12 protein-coding genes and 2 pseudogenes are annotated in these 15,968 nt (G+C 74.9%); 9 read left to right on the forward strand and 5 right to left on the reverse strand.

Translation table 11 applies throughout. The annotated features are described in order from the left end of the window. Positions 1–96: 96 nt before the first annotated feature. Positions 97–405, forward strand: a complete 309-nt coding sequence (locus ACIQIB_RS27335; RefSeq protein ID WP_363606986.1) for a hypothetical protein — start codon at positions 97–99, stop codon at positions 403–405. Between the two features lie 170 nt (positions 406–575). Here the strand turns inward: ACIQIB_RS27335 and ppc are convergent, their stop codons facing one another. Further along, positions 576–3,311: a phosphoenolpyruvate carboxylase gene (ppc, locus tag ACIQIB_RS27340; RefSeq protein WP_363607025.1), complete on the reverse strand. Its 2,736-nt coding sequence runs from the start codon at positions 3,309–3,311 to the stop codon at positions 576–578. Between the two features lie 336 nt (positions 3,312–3,647). Here ppc and ACIQIB_RS27345 point away from each other — a divergent pair, with 336 nt between their 5' ends. Continuing rightward, on the forward strand, positions 3,648–4,916 hold the full coding sequence (locus tag ACIQIB_RS27345; protein ID WP_363606987.1) for a histidine kinase: 1,269 nt from the start codon (positions 3,648–3,650) through the stop codon (positions 4,914–4,916). Positions 4,917–4,938: 22 nt separating this feature from the next. Here the strand turns inward: ACIQIB_RS27345 and ACIQIB_RS27350 are convergent, their stop codons facing one another. After that, a complete protein-coding gene (locus ACIQIB_RS27350) occupies positions 4,939–5,463 on the reverse strand; it encodes an SUKH-3 domain-containing protein (protein ID WP_400761264.1) in 525 nt (174 codons plus the stop codon). A 65-nt stretch (positions 5,464–5,528) separates the two neighbouring features. After that, on the reverse strand, positions 5,529–5,990 hold the full coding sequence (locus ACIQIB_RS27355; protein WP_363606988.1) for a YwqJ-related putative deaminase: 462 nt from the start codon (positions 5,988–5,990) through the stop codon (positions 5,529–5,531). A 663-nt stretch (positions 5,991–6,653) separates the two neighbouring features. Between ACIQIB_RS27355 and ACIQIB_RS27360 the strand changes: the two genes are divergently transcribed. From ACIQIB_RS27360 to ACIQIB_RS27385, 6 genes and pseudogenes are all read left to right on the forward strand, one after another. Next, positions 6,654–6,776, forward strand: a complete 123-nt coding sequence (locus ACIQIB_RS27360) for a hypothetical protein (protein WP_400761246.1) — start codon at positions 6,654–6,656, stop codon at positions 6,774–6,776. Beyond that, a pseudogene (locus tag ACIQIB_RS27365) lies at positions 6,777–7,109 on the forward strand (DegT/DnrJ/EryC1/StrS family aminotransferase); the annotation flags it as partial. A gap of 71 nt (positions 7,110–7,180) precedes the next feature. Continuing rightward, positions 7,181–7,754 (forward strand): annotated as a pseudogene (locus tag ACIQIB_RS27370) (DegT/DnrJ/EryC1/StrS family aminotransferase). 124 nt (positions 7,755–7,878) lie between these two features. Beyond that, a complete protein-coding gene (locus ACIQIB_RS27375) occupies positions 7,879–8,880 on the forward strand; it encodes an SMI1/KNR4 family protein (RefSeq protein ID WP_363606990.1) in 1,002 nt (333 codons plus the stop codon). Positions 8,881–8,976: 96 nt separating this feature from the next. Next, entirely contained in the window at positions 8,977–11,478 is a 2,502-nt protein-coding gene (locus ACIQIB_RS27380; RefSeq protein WP_400761248.1) for an SUKH-4 family immunity protein, read from the forward strand. 253 nt (positions 11,479–11,731) lie between these two features. Then, on the forward strand, positions 11,732–12,991 hold the full coding sequence (locus ACIQIB_RS27385; protein ID WP_363606993.1) for a hypothetical protein: 1,260 nt from the start codon (positions 11,732–11,734) through the stop codon (positions 12,989–12,991). A gap of 18 nt (positions 12,992–13,009) precedes the next feature. Here the strand turns inward: ACIQIB_RS27385 and ACIQIB_RS27390 are convergent, their stop codons facing one another. Next, positions 13,010–13,690 (reverse strand): hypothetical protein, encoded by a 681-nt coding sequence (locus tag ACIQIB_RS27390; RefSeq protein WP_400761251.1) that lies wholly within the window; start codon positions 13,688–13,690, stop codon positions 13,010–13,012. Between the two features lie 387 nt (positions 13,691–14,077). Between ACIQIB_RS27390 and ACIQIB_RS27395 the strand changes: the two genes are divergently transcribed. Beyond that, on the forward strand, positions 14,078–14,470 hold the full coding sequence (locus ACIQIB_RS27395) for a beta/gamma crystallin domain-containing protein (RefSeq protein ID WP_363606996.1): 393 nt from the start codon (positions 14,078–14,080) through the stop codon (positions 14,468–14,470). An 82-nt stretch (positions 14,471–14,552) separates the two neighbouring features. Here the strand turns inward: ACIQIB_RS27395 and ACIQIB_RS27400 are convergent, their stop codons facing one another. Then, on the reverse strand, positions 14,553–15,866 hold the full coding sequence (locus tag ACIQIB_RS27400) for a nucleotide sugar dehydrogenase (protein WP_363606998.1): 1,314 nt from the start codon (positions 15,864–15,866) through the stop codon (positions 14,553–14,555). Between the last annotated feature and the right edge of the window lie 102 nt (positions 15,867–15,968).

Genomic DNA, 15,968 nt, shown 5'->3' on the forward strand with positions numbered 1-15,968 from the left:
CAACGCTTGGCCGTCCAAACCTGAATAGGTGTGAGAAACCTGTGCGCGATCGGATAGCGTCGGGAGGGTACGCGAACGGGTCCTGGGGAGTTCTCGATGCGGAGATTGCGGCCGGTCCGAGTGGTGCGGCTGAGGCAGCTCGGACGGCGGGTGGGTACGGCCGGTGCGCTGGGGGCGGCCGGAGTGCTGCTCTCCGGTGGCGGTCTGGCACATGCGGAGTCGGTGGCGGAGCCCGATCCGGGTGTGGTGTCCCCGGAGCCGGTGTCGGCGCAGCTGGGGCCGGTGCTGGGCGGTTCGGTCGGCGGTGACGCGGGCCTGCTGGCGGTCGGCGGCGGTCTGGTCGTGGCGGCCGGCGGCGCGGCGCTCTGGCTGAAGCGCCGTCGTGCGGGCGATCCGGGGGAGTAACGCACGTGGTGTCCGGCGGGGCCGGTGTCCGGGTTCCGGGCACCGGCCCCGCCGTGTTCGACCGTGTTCGACGTCCGGTGGTGGAACCGTGGGCCCGCGTCGCGCGGGGGACGGACGGGCCCCGTGGCATCGGGTGATGCCACGGGGCCCGTCCGTCGTCGCGGGGCCGGTCAGCCGGTGTTGCGCAGACCGGCGGCGATGCCGTTCACGGTGAGCAGCAGCGCGCGGGCGCGCAGCGGGTCCTCGGTGAGGCCGGCGGCGACCTCCTCGCGCTGGCGGCGCAGCAGCGCGACCTGGAGGTAGGAGATCGGGTCGAGGTAGGCGTCGCGGACGGTGAAGGTCTGCTTCAGCACGGGGTTGTGCTCCAGCAGTTCGCTCTCGCCGGTGAGGCGCAGGACCTCGCGCAGGGTGAGCTCGTGCTCGGCGATGATCTGGTCGAAGATGTGGTGCAGCTCGGCGGGGACGAGCTGCTCGACGTAGTGGCGGGCGATCCGCAGGTCGGTCTTGGCCAGCGTCATGGCGACGTTGGACAGGAAGTTGCGGAAGAAGTGCCACTGGCCGTACATCTCGTCGAGGACGTCGCCGAGGCCGGCCGCGCGGGCGGCGGCGAGGCCGGAGCCGACGCCGTACCAGCCGGGGACGATCTGGCGGGACTGGGTCCAGCCGAACACCCACGGGATGGCCCGCAGTCCGTCCAGGCCGGCGCCGGAGTCGGGGCGGCGGGACGGGCGGGAGCCGAGGTGGAGCGAGGCGAGCTGGTCGACCGGGGTGGCGGCGAAGAAGTACTTCGGCAGGTCGTCCTGCTCGACGAGGGCGCGGTAGGCGGTGTGGGCGGCCGCGGAGACCTGGTCCATGGCGGCGTCCCAGCGGGCCAGTTCCTCGGGGGCCTGGCGCGGCGCGGTGTGCAGCGCGGAGGCGGAGAGGGTGGCCGAGATGGTCAGTTCGAGGTTCTCGCGGGCCAGCGAGGGCAGCAGGTACTTGTCGGAGATGACCTCGCCCTGCTCGGTGACCTTGATCTCGCCCTCCAGGGTGCCCCAGGGCTGGGCCAGGATGGCCTCGTGCGAGGGGCCGCCGCCGCGGCCGACGGTGCCGCCGCGGCCGTGGAAGAGGCGCAGCCGGATGCCGTAGCGGTGGGCGACGTCGCGCAGCCGGCGCTGGGCGCGGTGGATCTCCCACTGGGAGGTGGTGATGCCGCCGAACTTGGAGGAGTCGGAGTAGCCGAGCATGACCTCCTGGACGTCGCCGCGGAGCGAGACGAGCAGGCGGTAGGACGGGTCGGAGAGCATCTCGTCCAGGATGCGGTCGGCTTCCCGGAGTTCGTCGGTGGTCTCCAGCAGCGGCACGATGCCGATCTTGGCGATGCCGGCGTGGAGGTCGATCAGGCCGGCCTCGCGGGCGAGGACGGTGGCGGCGAAGACGTCGTCGGCGCCCTGGCACATGGAGATGATGTAGCTCTCGACGATCTCGTCGCCGAACCGCTCGAAGCCCTCGCGGATGGTGTTGAAGACGCCGAGGGTCTTGGTGCCGGCGGCGTCGAGCGGGGCCGGGGTGGGGGCCAGCGGGCGGCGCGAGCGGAGCTCCTTGGCGAGCAGCTTCTGCCGGTACTCGCGGGGCATGTCGTTGTAGCGCCAGGCCTCCTCGCCGAGCCGGTCGAAGAGCTGGCCGAGCGCGTGGTGGTGGGCCTCGGCGTGCTCGCGGACGTCCATGGTGGCGAGCTGGAGGCCGAAGGCCTCGATGGTGCGGATGGCGCGGGCGAGGCGCCCGTCGGCGATGAGTTCGCCGCGGTGGGCGCGCAGGGAGTCCTGGATGAGGCGCAGGTCGGCGATGAGCTCGCGGGTGCCGAGGTAGTCGCGGCCGTCGATGTGCGGGGTGCCGTGGGACAGCCGCTCGCGGGTGTTCTCCAGCTTGAGGCGGACGCAGGTGGCCTTGAGGCGGTAGGGCTCCTCGGCGTTCATCCGCTTGTAGCGGGGGCTGAGTTCGGGGAGCGCGTGCAGGTCGTTGTTGAGCGACGCGAGCAGCTCGACCGAGGCGCCGGCGAGGCGCTCCGAGGTGGAGAGGGAGTTGCGCAGGTCGTCGACGGCGGCGAGGGCGTCCTTGATGCCGTACTCGTGCTGGAGGTTGAGGACGTCCCAGGTGACCTGGGGGGTGACGTTGGGGTTGCCGTCCCGGTCGCCGCCGATCCAGGTGCCGAAGGTGAGCGGGCGGACGCCGTCGGGGAGGCTGAGGCCGACCCGGGCCAGCTCCTCGTGCAGCTCCTCGAGGACCTCGGGGACGGCGTCGCGGTAGAGCTCGTCCAGGTAGTAGACGGCGTTGCGGGCCTCGTCGGTGGGCTCGGGGCGGGCGATGCGCAGCTCGTCGGTCTGCCAGAGCAGGTCGATGACCTCGGCGAGGCGCCGGTCGGCCTGGCGCTTGGCGGAGGAGGTGCGGGCCGGGTCGGCGGCGGCGAGACCGGAGGCGAGCTGGTCGCGGTGGACGCGGTCGAGGAGTTCGCCGATCCGGCGGAGCTTGTTGAGGACGCTGCGGCGGGCGGCCTCGGTGGGGTGGGCGGTGAAGACCGGGCGGACCGCCAGGTGGGCCAGGGTGTCGGCGAGGTGCTTGGGGTCGGCCTCGGCGAGCTGGTCGGCGGTCTGGGCGAGGAGGGAGCCCTCGCGGGCGCGGCGGGTGGCGAACTCGCGGCCGCGGTGCACCTGCTCGGTGACGTTGGCGAGGTGGAAGTAGGTGGAGAAGGCGCGGACGAGCTTGGCGGCGGTCTCCAGGTCGATGTCGGAGAGCAGTTCGGCGGTGGCCTCGCCGTTGGTGCGGCTGAGCAGCCGGACCTGTTCGACCAGGCCCAGCAGCTGGGGGCCTTCCTGGCGGACGAGCGTCTCGCCGAGCAGGTCGCCGAGGCGGCGGATGTCCGCGCGCAGGGCGGCGTTGTCCGCGACTGGGCCGGCGGCGCCGACATGGCTGGGGCTGTCCGCCGGGGTGGGGACCGGAGCGGTCACGGCTGGCTCCCTGTGGTGGTGGGGTTCGGCAACGGCTCATCGTCACAGTTCCGCGCGCGTGTGGCGCGTGTGACGCGTGCGGACCGCGCTGTCCGACGCGACCAGCATAGGTGTCGGGAGGGTCGCTGTCCGCGAGGTGGCCGGATGGCGGACAAGATCACACACAGCCCATGTGGTCTGGACCACTTGAGGCCCCGGTGAAGTGTCGCGGCGTATCCGGGTGGGGAGAGGACCCTGTTGCGGCTTAGGCTGTCGGCCATGAGCAAGTCGCCTGGGGAGCGCGTGCCGGTCAGGTCGTTCTGGTGGTGGGAGCGTCGGCGCAGCGCTCTCCTGGACATCGGGCTGGCCGGGCTCGCGGCGCTGGAGTGCGCGGTCAGCGCGGTCACCTTCCTGGCACCCCGGCTTGACCTGGGGCTGCCGGCGATCGTGGGGGTCGCACTGGCCGGGGCGCTGGCGGGTTCCACCCTGGTGCTGCGGCGGCGCTGGCCGGCGGTGCCGGTGATGGTGGCGCTGGTGACGGTGCCCGGCATGTTCGGCGTGCTGCTGCTGGTGATGTCGCTGTACACGATGGCGGAGTCCTGGGAGTGGCCGTCGCGGCGGCTGCGGATGGTGGCGCTGTCGGTGGTGGCGTTCGTCGAGGCGTCCGGCGTGATGCTCGTGTCGATGGTGACGCCCGGCGGCGGGGCGATGCCCGAGCCGCCGCTCTGGGGGAAGGTGCTGCTGTCGGTGCTGGTGGCGGTCGCGCTGACGGTGCCGCCGGTGGTGACCGGACTGTACGTGGGCGCGCGGCGACGGCTGATCGAGTCGCTCCAGGACCGCGCGCACGGTCTGGAGGCGGAGCTGGACCTGCTGGCCGAGCAGGCCAGGGAGCGGGCCCGCCGGGCCCGGCTGGAGGAACGGACCAGGATCGCCCGGGAGATGCACGACGTGGTGGCGCACCGGGTGTCGCTGATGGTGGTGCACTCCGGGGCGCTGGAGCGGATCGTCGCGAAGGACCCGGAGAAGGCGGCGCAGAGCGCCAAGCTGATGGGCGAGGTCGGCCGGCAGGCGCTGAACGAGCTGCGGGAGATCCTCGGGGTGCTGCGGATGTCGGACGAGCAGGCGCCGGAGCCGGACTCGCTGGCCGGGCTGCCGCGGCTGGTCGACCAGTCGCGGGCGGCCGGGATGGCGGTGACGCTGACCGTCAGCGGCAGCCGTCAGGAGTTCACCGGCGAGGCCGAGCAGACCGCGTACCGGGTGGTGCAGGAAGGGCTGACCAACGCGCACAAGCACGCGGGCGGCGCGCAGGTCGCGGTGCTGCTGGCGTACGCGCCGAACGGGGTGCGGGTGAGCGTGGTGAACGCCTGCCCGGGCGGGGAGCGGGGCGCGGCGGCGCTGCCCAGCGGCGGCAACGGGCTGGTCGGGATGCGCGAGCGGGTGGTCGCGCTGGGCGGCACCTTCTCGGCCGGTCCGGAGCGGGACGGCGGGTTCCGGGTGGAGGCGGTGCTGCCGTCCCGGCTGGTGGTCCGGGCCGAGCGGCTGGTCTGACGGCCGGGCACGGCCGGGGTGGTCAGGTCTCGTCGGCGGTGCGCAGCCGCTCGGGGACGGTGCCGAGGATCAGTGTGGAGACGGCCTGGTCAATGCCGTGTCCGAGAAACCACTCGCCGGTGTGGTCCAGGCTGTAGACGCGGCCCTCCTCGTCGATGGCGAGCAGCGCCTGTCCGTACGTCTCCTCGCCGAGCGGGGCGAGCCGGGTGTCCAGGGCGCGGCCGAGGTCGGCGAGGGTGCGCGGCTGGTGCAGGCCGCAGAGCGGGTCCACCAGGAACGGGGTGCGGGCGAGCTGACGCCCCGGTCCGCCCAGGTCGAAGGCGAGGCCGCCGAACTCGGCCCAGGCCTCGACCGCGGCCGGGAACACCGCGTGCTGGACGCCGGCCGGACTGCCGTACGCGACCAGCGCGTCGGCCCACTCCTCGGCCTGCCGGATCTGCCAGCGGCCGGGGTGCCAGCCGGCCGCCTTGAGCTCGGCGGCGACGTCGGCGGGGAAACGGGGGCGGGTCCGGCCGGCGGGCGCGCCGAGGGTGGCCGGCGGCGGCAGCGGCGGGCTGGGCGGATTCAGGACGGGCTCCGGGGGCTCGGGGACGGGGGGCGTGCGGGGCGCGGTCAGCGGCCGGGCGGGCCGACGGCGACGCTCTGCACGGTGAAGTGCTCCAGCAGCGGGACGCAGGACCGGCAGGGCGGGGCGTGGGTGCCGTGCGCCGGGTCGTGCTCCTCGCGGATGCGGACGGTGGTCAGCCGCGCCCCCTTGAGCGCCTTGCGGGCCTCGTGCAGACTCATCGGCTTGCGGGAGGCGCGCTTGGAGCGCTTGCCGTCCACGGTGGTGAGGTACTGGGAGAGCAGGACGGCCTCCGGGCAGCGGCCGGTGAAGCGTTCGCGGTGCTCGACCGGCAGACCGTCCAGGAACTCGCCGACCAGCGGGTGCAGCACCGGGCGCCGGGCGGGCTTGTCGCCGGCCAGGGTGTGCACCTCGCCGCCGCGCAGCGACAGGGCGGCGGCGACGGCGGGCAGCAGACTGTCGCGGTGGTGGCGCAGCAGGGGCGGGCCGTCCGGTTCCCCGGTGGTCATGCGTCGTCCTCCTCCTGTTTTCCGCTGACGGCACGGCTGATGGGGTCAGTCCGGGGCAAGCCTGTCAAATATCCCCGCCATCCGCACAACCGGGGTGCGGAGGTGGGTGGTCGTCAGGGCCGCCCGCGGGGTGACCGGCCGGGCGGGCACGCGATCGTGGCCGGATCCGCACGCCATCGTCACGACTCGTCCCCGGTGGACCCGAATCCACCCCCGGCCGGCGGCGGTGGCCGGTAGCGTTCCAGCAGCGGGCCGAGGGGGTGGCCGGGCCATGGGGATGGCCGGCCGGTCAAGGCAACTCCTTTGCTCGGCACGGCCGTTGAGGCCGCCGTGGCGGGGGCGTCCCGGCGTCGGGCAAGGGGGGTCTTGCGATGACGGAAACCGCCAACGAGGCGTCGGCCGGCACCGGCGCCCGGCTGGTCGCGGACCCGCCGCACGGCACCACCAACTACCAGTCCTGCTGGGTGCTGCCGCCGGACGGCGCCCCCGACCGCGCCGAACTGCTCGCCGGGCTCGCCGGGGCCGGCGTCCCCGCCCGGCGCGGCATCGTGGCCGCCCACCTGGAGGCCCCGTACAAGGGCGCCGCCCGGGTGCCGCTGCCCGCCACCGAACTGCCCGCCACCGAACTGCTCACCCGCCGCGCTGACCCCGAAGGGGAGCAGGATGACCACCGGCACACCCGTCCCACTGGTGGACCTGAAGGCCGCGCATGCCGAGGTCGAGGCGGAGGTCCGGCCCGGCTTCGACCGGGTGCTCGCCACCGGCGGCTACCTCAAGGGCCCCTAGGTGGCCGGCTTCGAGGAGGAGTACGCCGACTTCTCCGGCACCCGGCACCGCGTGGGCGCCGCCAACGGCACCGACGCCCTCGAACTCGCCCTGCGCGCCCTCGGCCTGCCGCCCGGCGGCGGCGTGGTGCTGCCCGCCAGCACCTTCGTCGCCACCGCGGAGGCCGTGGTCCGGGCCGGCCTGCGCCCGGTCCTGGTCGACGCCGACCCCGCCCATCCGCTGATCGACCCGGCCCGCGCCGCCGACGCGCGGCCCGGGGCGGTCGCGCTGCTGCCCGTCCACCTCAATGGCCGGCTCGCCCCGACGGCGCCGCTGCTGGACGCGGCCGACGGCCTGCCCGTGGTGGAGAGGACACCGCCCAGTCCCAGGGCGCCAGGCAGCACGGCCGCGCCTTCCACGGCCGGATCTCCGCCACCGGCTTCCACCCCGGCAAGAACCTCGGCGCGTACGGCGACGCGGGCGCCGTCGTCACCGACGACGACCTGGCCGCCGCCGTCCGGCTCATCGGCGACCACGGCTCGGGCCGCAAGTACGAGCACGAGCGGTTCGGCTTCAACTCCCGGATGGACGCCCTCCAGGCCGTGGTGCTGCGGGCCAAGCCGCGCCGGCCGCCCGCCCGGAACGACGCCCGCCGGGCGCTACCACCGGCTGCTGGCCGGCCTCGACGGTGTCACCCTGCCGCGGACGGCGCCCGGCAACGAGCGCGTCCGGCACCTGTACGCGGTGCGGATCGGTCCGGGCCGCGACCGGGACACCGTCCTCGCCGCGCTCCAGGCCGCCGGCGTCGGCGCCGCCGTCCACTACCCCGTCCCGGTCCGCCTCCAGCCCGCCTTCCGGCACCTCGGTCACGGCGAGGGGGCCTTCCCGGTGGCCGAGCGGGCCGCCCGCGAACTGCTCACCCTGCCGCCGTTCCCGCAGATCACCGAGGTCCAGCAGGAACGCGTCGCCGAAGCCCTGGCGAAGGCCCTCGCGGCCTGAGCCACCACCGGCCGCCGGCCCCGTTCCGGTCTTCCCGGGCGGGGGTCCGGGGCCGGGGCAGACCCCCTACCCTGGTGTCCAGCAAGCGCACCGAGAATTTGCAGCAGCCAGTGGGGGCTCCCAGATGACGACAGGTCGGCCCGGCGTCGCCGCCGCGCCAAACGCGGCGTACGCAGGTCAGGTGGTGCAGTTCCCGGATCCGGTCCGCGCGGAGCGGCACCCCGCCGGGGTCCGGGTGGACGAGCACGGCTACCCGGACTTCGGCCCGTACGCGGCCGCCGCGGCCGAGGTCGCCGACCCGCCGGACGGCTTCGGCGTGGACGAGCTGCGGCTGACCGACTACGTCTCGGCCAACGCCGCGCTGTTCACCCAGGGCCACCCGCTCTGGGCCGACCTGGAGACCGCCGTCGCCACCCCGCCCGGCTGGACCTGGCACCACGCGGTCGGCCGGGCCGCGCCCGGCCGGCGGCGGATGGAACTCGTCCCGGTCGAGGTCAAGGCGCTGCTGCGGCATCACGGCGGGCTGGCCACCTCCTCGGCCGACCACAGCCGCCGGGGCACCCGCCCGCTGCAGGAGCGGCGGCCCGCGCACTTCTCGCTCGCCCGGGACGGCGGCGACCCGATCGGCGTCCCCGAGGACCTGCTGCAGAGCGCCGAGGAACGCCTCGGCTACCGGCTGCCCGGCGCGTACCGCACCTTCCTCAAGCTCGGCGGCGGCCGCGCCCCGGTCGGCGTGGCGCTGGACCCGGAGCTCGGACTGCTGCTCGACCAGCCGTTCCTGACCCTCAGCGAGGAGTACGGCACCGAGGACGTCGTGTACGCCAACAAGTGCCTGCGCGACCACCTCACCAAGGACTACCTCGGCATCGCCTACGCCCAGGGCGGCATCGTGGCGCTCAAGGTGCGCGGCGACCGGGTCGGCTCGGTCTGGTTCTGCCTCTACGACGACGCCCGGGACAACGGCGCGGCCGAGGCCCCGGAGGACCGGGTCGCCCGGCTGCTGCTGCCCTGCGGTGAGGACTTCGACGCCTTCCTGCTCCGGCTGGCCGGCAGCCCGCCGGAGCTGGAGACGGTCGCGGAGCTGATGGTGGACGGCGGGTTCGCCCGCGCCGTGCCGGTGGGCTGACGTGGCCCCGGCGGTGGCGGTGTCCGGCGTGATGGACGCGGTGGGCGCGACAGGTGCGGAACAAGCGGGGACGAAGGGGACAGGGGTGAACCGGGCGTGGTGACGTACGCGCAGGCACAGGAGCTCGCCGAGGAGTGGATCAACGGCGGGGTGCCGCGTCCGCTCCAGCGTGAGGTGCGGGTCCGCGAGTTCGACCTGGGCTTCGTCTGCTGGGCGGTCCAGCCCGCCGACCGGGCGTCGGGTGAGACCGGCGGTTCGGCGGGCGAGGCGCGGCTGGTGATCGCCCGGGACTCCGGGGCCAGCACGCTCTGGCCCGCGCTGCCGGTCAACGAGGTGGTCCGGCAGTACGAGGAGGTGTACGGGCGGCCGGTCGCGGCGAACCCGGCCGGTGCGGCGAAGCCCGCGCCCGGGCCGGTCGAGGCGACGTCCTTCCTGCTCAGCCCGCCGCAGTGGCTCCAGGAGGCGGGCGCCGCGGCGATCGCGGCGGAGGCGGAGCGGCTGGGGACGGCCGCCGCCCCGCGGGCCGCCGCCGCGCAAACGGTCCCGCAGGCCGCCGCTCCGCCGGCGCCCGCCGTGCTGACCACGCCGCCGGCCTCCGAGCGGCCCGCCGGGGACGCGCCGACCATGCTCGCCCCGCCGCCCGGCCCGGCGCCGCAGGCCCCCGTCGCCGATCCCGCCGATCCCGCCGCGCCGCCCACAGCTCCGCCCACAGCTCCGCCTGCCGCTCCGCCGGTCGGCGGTGCCGAGGCGGCTACGGTGCTGCTGCCCGAGGGCCTGCGCACCAACGGCGCCGGTCTGCCCGGTGCGGGCCGGCCCGGTGCCGAGGCGGCCACGGTGCTGCTGCCCGCCGACGGCTACGGGACGCCTCCGTCCCCGCCGCCGGCCGGCCCGGCGGTGGAGCCCGCGCCGACGGTGCTGGCCTCGCCGGACGGTCTGCCCGGGCTGATGGGTCTGCCCGGGGCGCCCGGCCCCGGTGTACCAGGCCCCGGCGCGCCCGGGACGCCACCGCCCGCCGGTCCGGCCGTGGAGCACGCGCCGACCATGCTGGCCTCGCCGGACGGCCTGCCCGGGCTGATGGGCCTGCCCGGGGCCCCCGGCCCCGGTGTACCAGGCCCCGGCGCGCCCGGGACGCCACCGCCCGCCGCGCCCGCGCCCGCCGTGCCGCAGGGCGTCCCCGGCCGTAACCCGGTCGGCGCTCCGCCGCCGCCCCCGCCGGGCGAGCTGCGGCACACCCCGGGCGGCGGCACGCCCGTGGCGGCCGTCGGCGGACGCAACCCGGCCGCCGCCCCGCCGCCCCCGCCCCCGGCGGGCCTGCGCGGCGCCGACGGTCCGCCCGCCGCGCCCGCCGCTCCGCCCGCCGCGCCCGGTGCCGGGGCGGCGTACGAGCGCACCCAGCTCGCGAACGCGATCGACCTGTCGGCCGCCGGTGCCGCCCCGGGCGTGCCCGGCGACCCCGGCACGCCGCCGTCCGGGGGCCCGGCCGTGCCGCCGCCACCCGGCGCCGCGGGGCCCGGCGCGCCCGCGTCCGGCTACGGCTACCCGGCCGCCCCGGCCCCGGCAGCGGCCCCGGCCGCTCCGCCGGCGCCCGTCCCCGGCCCTCCGCAGGGCGCCCCGGTGCCGCCCGGCGTGCCCGCCGTCGGCCCGGGCTACTTCGCGGCGCTCAGCTACCGCGGCCCGGACGGTTCCGAGCAGAAGCTGCTCCACCGCAGCGAGCCCGGCACCCCGCACCCCGAGTGGAAGATCCTCCAGGACCTGCGGCGGCTGAACGTTCCGCCGGAGCAGGTGCTGGAGCTCTACACCGAGCTGGAGTCCTGCGACCTTCCGGGCGGCTACTGCCACCGGATGATCGCCGCCTCCTGGCCGAACGTCCGGCTGACCCACACCGCCGACTACGGCCGGGACCACCACACCCGGCAGGCCGGCATGGCCCAGCTGCTCGACCACCTGGACGAGCTGCACCAGCTGGCCTCCGGCGCCCAGCGGGTGCGCCCGTTCCGGGTGCCGCTGCCCGCCCCGGGAAGTGTCCCGCCGCTGCCGCCGCTCGCACCGCAGCAGCTCGCCCAGGAGCTCGGCCAGGCCTTCGGCCCGAACGTGTTCCGCTTCGAGCAGCGCGCCGTCGCCCGGCAGGGGGTGCCCGAGCCGGTGGCGCAGACCCTGATGTGGGCGGGCCTGCCGCGCGAGTTCGGGCCGTTCTTCTGGGCGCAGGCCCAGGAGGGCCGCCCGATCCCGACGCTCGCCGAGCTGGCGGTCGAACGCGGCCTGCCGGCCGGCCCGGACTTCGGCGGCTACCTGGTGCTCGGCAACGACTACGGCCGCCAGCTCTGTGTGCAGTACGGCACAGCGCACGTGGTCGCGGTGGACGTCGACGGAACCGGCGAGCCGCCCCGGTTCGTCAACAGCGGTGTACCGGAGTTCGTCCGCGCGCTGGCCCTGCTGGGCCGGATGTGGCGGCTGCGGTACGGGCTGACGCCCGATCAGGCCGGCCGCTGGACAACCGACTTCCAGGCCCAGCTCGCCGCCGTCGACCCGGCGGCCCTCCAGTCGGCGGACACCTGGTGGGCCGTGCTGCTGGAGCAGTTCTGGGACGGTCTGCTGTAGCGGACCGCCCCCGGTCCACCCAGGTGGAAGGGGTCGTTCCGCTGTCCGGAACGGCCCCTTCGCCGTGCTGCTGCGGCTCTGCCTCATTGGGGTTTCGCCACGATCTGCGCAAAATAGGTCAAGAGGATGGGTCTATTCGGCCGGTCCTCACCGCGTTTCGATCCGTAAGACGTTCGGTTCCAGACTCGGTTCCCGATCCGTCCGATCCGTCCGATCATGGGCTCCGCAGCCCGCGACACGAGGGGAAGAGCCCATGAGCGACGCCGTCCCCCAGCACGGCTTCACCGCTGCCCGGCGCGGTTACGCGCCGGAGCAGGTCGACCGAGCCCTGGCCGCTCTCACCGCACAGCGCGACGAGGCGTGGGAACGGCTGAGCGTGCTCGGCGCCGGGATCCGGGAGATGGAGCGTCGGCTGGCCGACATCCGGCAGGCCGCCGCCGACGCCCCGGAGCCGGACTACGAGGTGCTCAGCGAGCAGGCCCTGGCGCTGGCCAGGATGGCCGAGAACGAGGCCAGGGCCGTCCGCGACGCCGCCGAGCGGTACGCCGAGGACAACCGGGACGACGTCTACGAGGCCGGCCAGGCGCTGTCCCACGCCGCCAAGGAGTACGCCGCGACCACCCGCGCGGAGGCCGACCAGGCCGCCCGGCGCACCGACGAGCGCACCCGGGCCGAGGCCGAGGCGATCCGCGCCGACGCCGACCGCGACATCCGGTCCGTCCGGGACGCGGCCACCGCTCACGCCGCCAAGGTGCGGGTCGCGGCGGCGGAGGCCTCCGAGCGGGCCGAGGCCAAGCTGGCCGAGCTGCGCCGCCGCGCCGACGAGACGTTCGCCGCGGCCGAGGCCAAGGCGGACGCCGCGGACGCCCAGGTGGCGGCGACCGCCGAGCGCCGGGTCAAGGAGGCCGAGCAGCACCGGGAGACCGTGCTCGGCCAGATCAAGCAGGCGGACGCCGAGGCGCAGGCCAGGGCGGACCAGCTGATCGAGCAGGCCCGGCGCGAGGCCGAGCGGATCAACGCGGCGAGCGAGCGCGAGCAGCGCGAGTTCGAGACCCGCCAGGAGACGGTGCAGCAGCACCTGGACCACATCAAGGCCACCCTCGCCTCGCTCACCGGCGCGGCCGTGGGCGCGCTCGACCCCGCCGAGGCGGCGCGGGCCGGGGCGCGGGACGCGCCGGAGGTGGACTCCGAGGCGGACACCGGCGAGATCGCGGTGGCGAATCTGCGCAAGGACGGTGCGGTCGGGGTCGCCCGTGGGGTCCGGCCGGCCGCCGCCGAGGCGGCGACGGCGGTGCTGCCGGTGCCGCCCGGCCCGGTCACCCCGGGGCCGGTCGCGCCCGCCGGGGCGCCGCCGCGGCCGGCCTCGCCGCCGAGCGGTGCGCCCTCCGGTGGCGCGACCGGCGGCGAGCAGAGGCGGCCGGAGGAGGAGACCCGGATCATCCCCAAGATCGTGATCGTGGACGACGGCAGCGACTACGGCAGCCCGAACACCGTGGGCTACCACCGGCGCTGACCCCGGGCGGTTCCCGCCTCAGGGCGCGGCCGAGGGGCCGTCGCCCGCCAGCAGCCGCATGAGCTTCTCGTCCTGGGCCCTGACCGCCTCCCGCTGGGCGGTCAGGGCCTGCGCGTTGCGGTCGATCAGCTGCCGCTGGTAGCCGGCCAGGACGGCGAACCAGATGCCGCCGAGGTTGCTGCTCGCTGTGCAGTCGGCGTCGGCGCGGGCGGTCGCGATCTCGCTCGCGGTGATCTCCCGGGCGCCCTGGAACCGTCCGGGCAGGACCGCCGGGTCGTCGGCCTGGAACCCGGCGGCGGCCATGCAGCCGGACCAGTTCCGGGTCGCCGCGACCACCCGCTCGTCGCGGCCGGTCGCCCGGAACGACTCGTCGAACAGCCGGCTGACCAGTGCGGTGCCGTTGCCCGGGGGCGAGCCGATCCGTTCCGCCGCCTGCCGGTCGCAGTCCACCCGGGCGGCGTCGTACGCCTCGCCGGATCCGGCCGGTGACCCGACCGGCCGGGGTGCGGTCCGCGTCGGCGGGTGGAATCCCTGCACGGCAGCGGCCCCGGCCCCCAGATACCCCCAGGCGCCGGCCGGCAGGGCGGTCGCGTTGTCCGGCGCCTGCGCGGGCTGGAGGCCGTCGCCGCCGAACGCGGTGAATCCGGCCCGCCGCATACACGAGACGACCAGCGCATTCCTGGCCTGAATCTCTTTCACGGCGCTCTGGTCATTGCCCTGATAAGCGGAGAGCGGCAGTCCGGTCATTCCGCCGCGACCGGATTCCGGGGCTTTCGGCGAGTCGATCGCCGGCGGCGTCGGCGAGGATTCCGCCGAACCGCCTCCGGGGAAAGCGGTGCAACTTGCCGAAAGGGTCGAAAAAGCAGCCGCCAGGGCGATGGCGGTGAATCGTCCCAAATGTGGTGGACGTGCCAAGCTTCTGCTCCGTTCCTCAGGCCCGGCAAGGCTGATCGGACCCTAGCGCATTCCCCCTGGGTTCGTTTCGGGGGTGCCCGCGGTACTGCGGCTTGGCCGGAAAACAGCTGTTCGGTAGCAGGCCTCCATGTAAATCTCTGGAGTCGCAACAGCTGTCGATGGAGGGGTTTCATGATTCGCCGCACAAATCCCCGCAAGGATCGCCGTACGGGAAATATCAGGGCGAGCAGGATCGGCGTGCTCGCCGTTCTGGCCGCCACCGCCGCCGCGCTGCTGCCGGTGGCCGATGCGAACGCCGTGAACCGGATCGACTGCGGTAACCACACCGATTACGCGAAGGTGTACAACTACGGCTACAGCGGCCAGCTCTGCTTCGCGAACGACGGGTGGATGTCGGTCCGTATCTACAACGTCGACCGGATCGACGCCGGTAACAACCGGGTCATCACGTACCTCGGCGGCGGGCTCGGCTCCTGGACGGTCTTCAACTGGGAGCAGTACGACTTCAACGGCAACCAGGGCCACCAGGTGATGATGTACGACATCAACCTCTCCCGCTGGTAGCCGGCGCGAGCCGTTGTCCTCCACGGGGTGCCGGGCGGGTGCGGACGCCCGGCACCATCCCGTGGTCGCCCTCCCGGCCCGGTCACAGCACCTCGACCGCGGCGCCCGACAGCCGGCGGCGGCAGTCCAGCACGTACCGGGCGTGCGTGGTGACGGCCTCGTAGTCGAACTCGTCGTGGTCGGCGAGCAGCACCACCGCGTCCGCCGCCGCCAGCTCCTCCGGTGTCGCCTCCACCCGGCGGACGGCGGCGAACGGATCGCCGTGCGGATCCTGCTCGGCGGCCCGCTGGCCGGGGATCACCGGCTCCGGGACGTGCACCCCGACCACCACGTGCGGGTCGGCGGCCCGGACCTCGGCGCCCATCCTGGTCAGCAGTTCGGCGACCCGGGCGGCCGGCGTCTCCCGGGCGTCCCCGGTGTTCTTCTTGTAGGCGAGCCCGAGCAGCAGCACCCGCGACCCCTTCACCGAGCGCCGCCGCTCGTTCAGCGCCTCGGCGAGCCGCCGCACCACGTAGTCGGGCATGTGGCTGTTGACGTCGTTGGCCAGCTCGACGAAGCGGAACGACTGGCCGAGTGCCCGCTCCACCCGCCAGGACAGATAGCAGGGGTCGATCGGCAGGCAGTGCCCGCCGACGCCCGGCCCCGGGGTGAAACGCAGATAGCCGAACGGCTTGGTCGAGGCGGCGTCGATCGCCTCCCAGACGTCGATCCCGAGGTCGTGCGCGAACATCGCCAGTTCGTTGACCAGCGCGATGTTCACATGGCGGAAGGTGTTCTCCAACAGCTTGGTCAGCTCGGCCTCCTTGCAGGAGGAGACCGGTACCGTCCGCTCGACCAGCTGTCCGTAGAAGCCCTCGACGGCCGTCAGGGCCGCCGGGTCCACACCGGAGACCACCTTCGGGGTGTTCTCCAGCCGCCAGGTCGGGTTGCCCGGGTCGATCCGCTCGGGGCTGTAGCCGAGGTGGAAGTCCCGGCCGGCGGTCAGGCCCGAGCCCTCCTCCAGCAGCGGCGCGAGCAGCTCCTCGGTGGTGCCCGGGTAGGTGGTGGACTCCAGGACCACCGTCGCCCCCGGCCGCAGGTGCTGGGCGAGCAGCCGGGCCGAGGACTCGATGCAGGACAGGTCGGGCACCCCGTCGCGCAGCGGCGTCGGTACGGTGATCACCGCGATGTCGAAGCCCGCCACGTCGGCCGGGTCGGCGGACGGCAGATAGCCGCCGCTCTCCAGCAGCGGGCGCAGCCGCTCGGAGGGGATGTCCTCGACGTACGACTCGCCGACCGCCAGCCGTTTGATCCGGCGCTCGTCCACGTCGTAGCCGACCACCCGGTGCCCCACTTCGGCCGCGCGGACCGCCAGCGGCAGCCCCACATAGCCCTGGCCTGCGATGACAACGCGCATGACGAAGAACCCCCTCCATCGCGACGCCCCCAGACCCCTCCGGAGCGTCCCCACACGGCCTTCACAACAGGGTAGGGAGCGGTGGCGGGGCGGCGTGCGCGT

The sequence above is a fragment of the Kitasatospora sp. NPDC092286 genome, assembly GCF_044755565.1.
Classification (GTDB): Bacteria; Actinomycetota; Actinomycetes; order Streptomycetales; family Streptomycetaceae; genus Kitasatospora.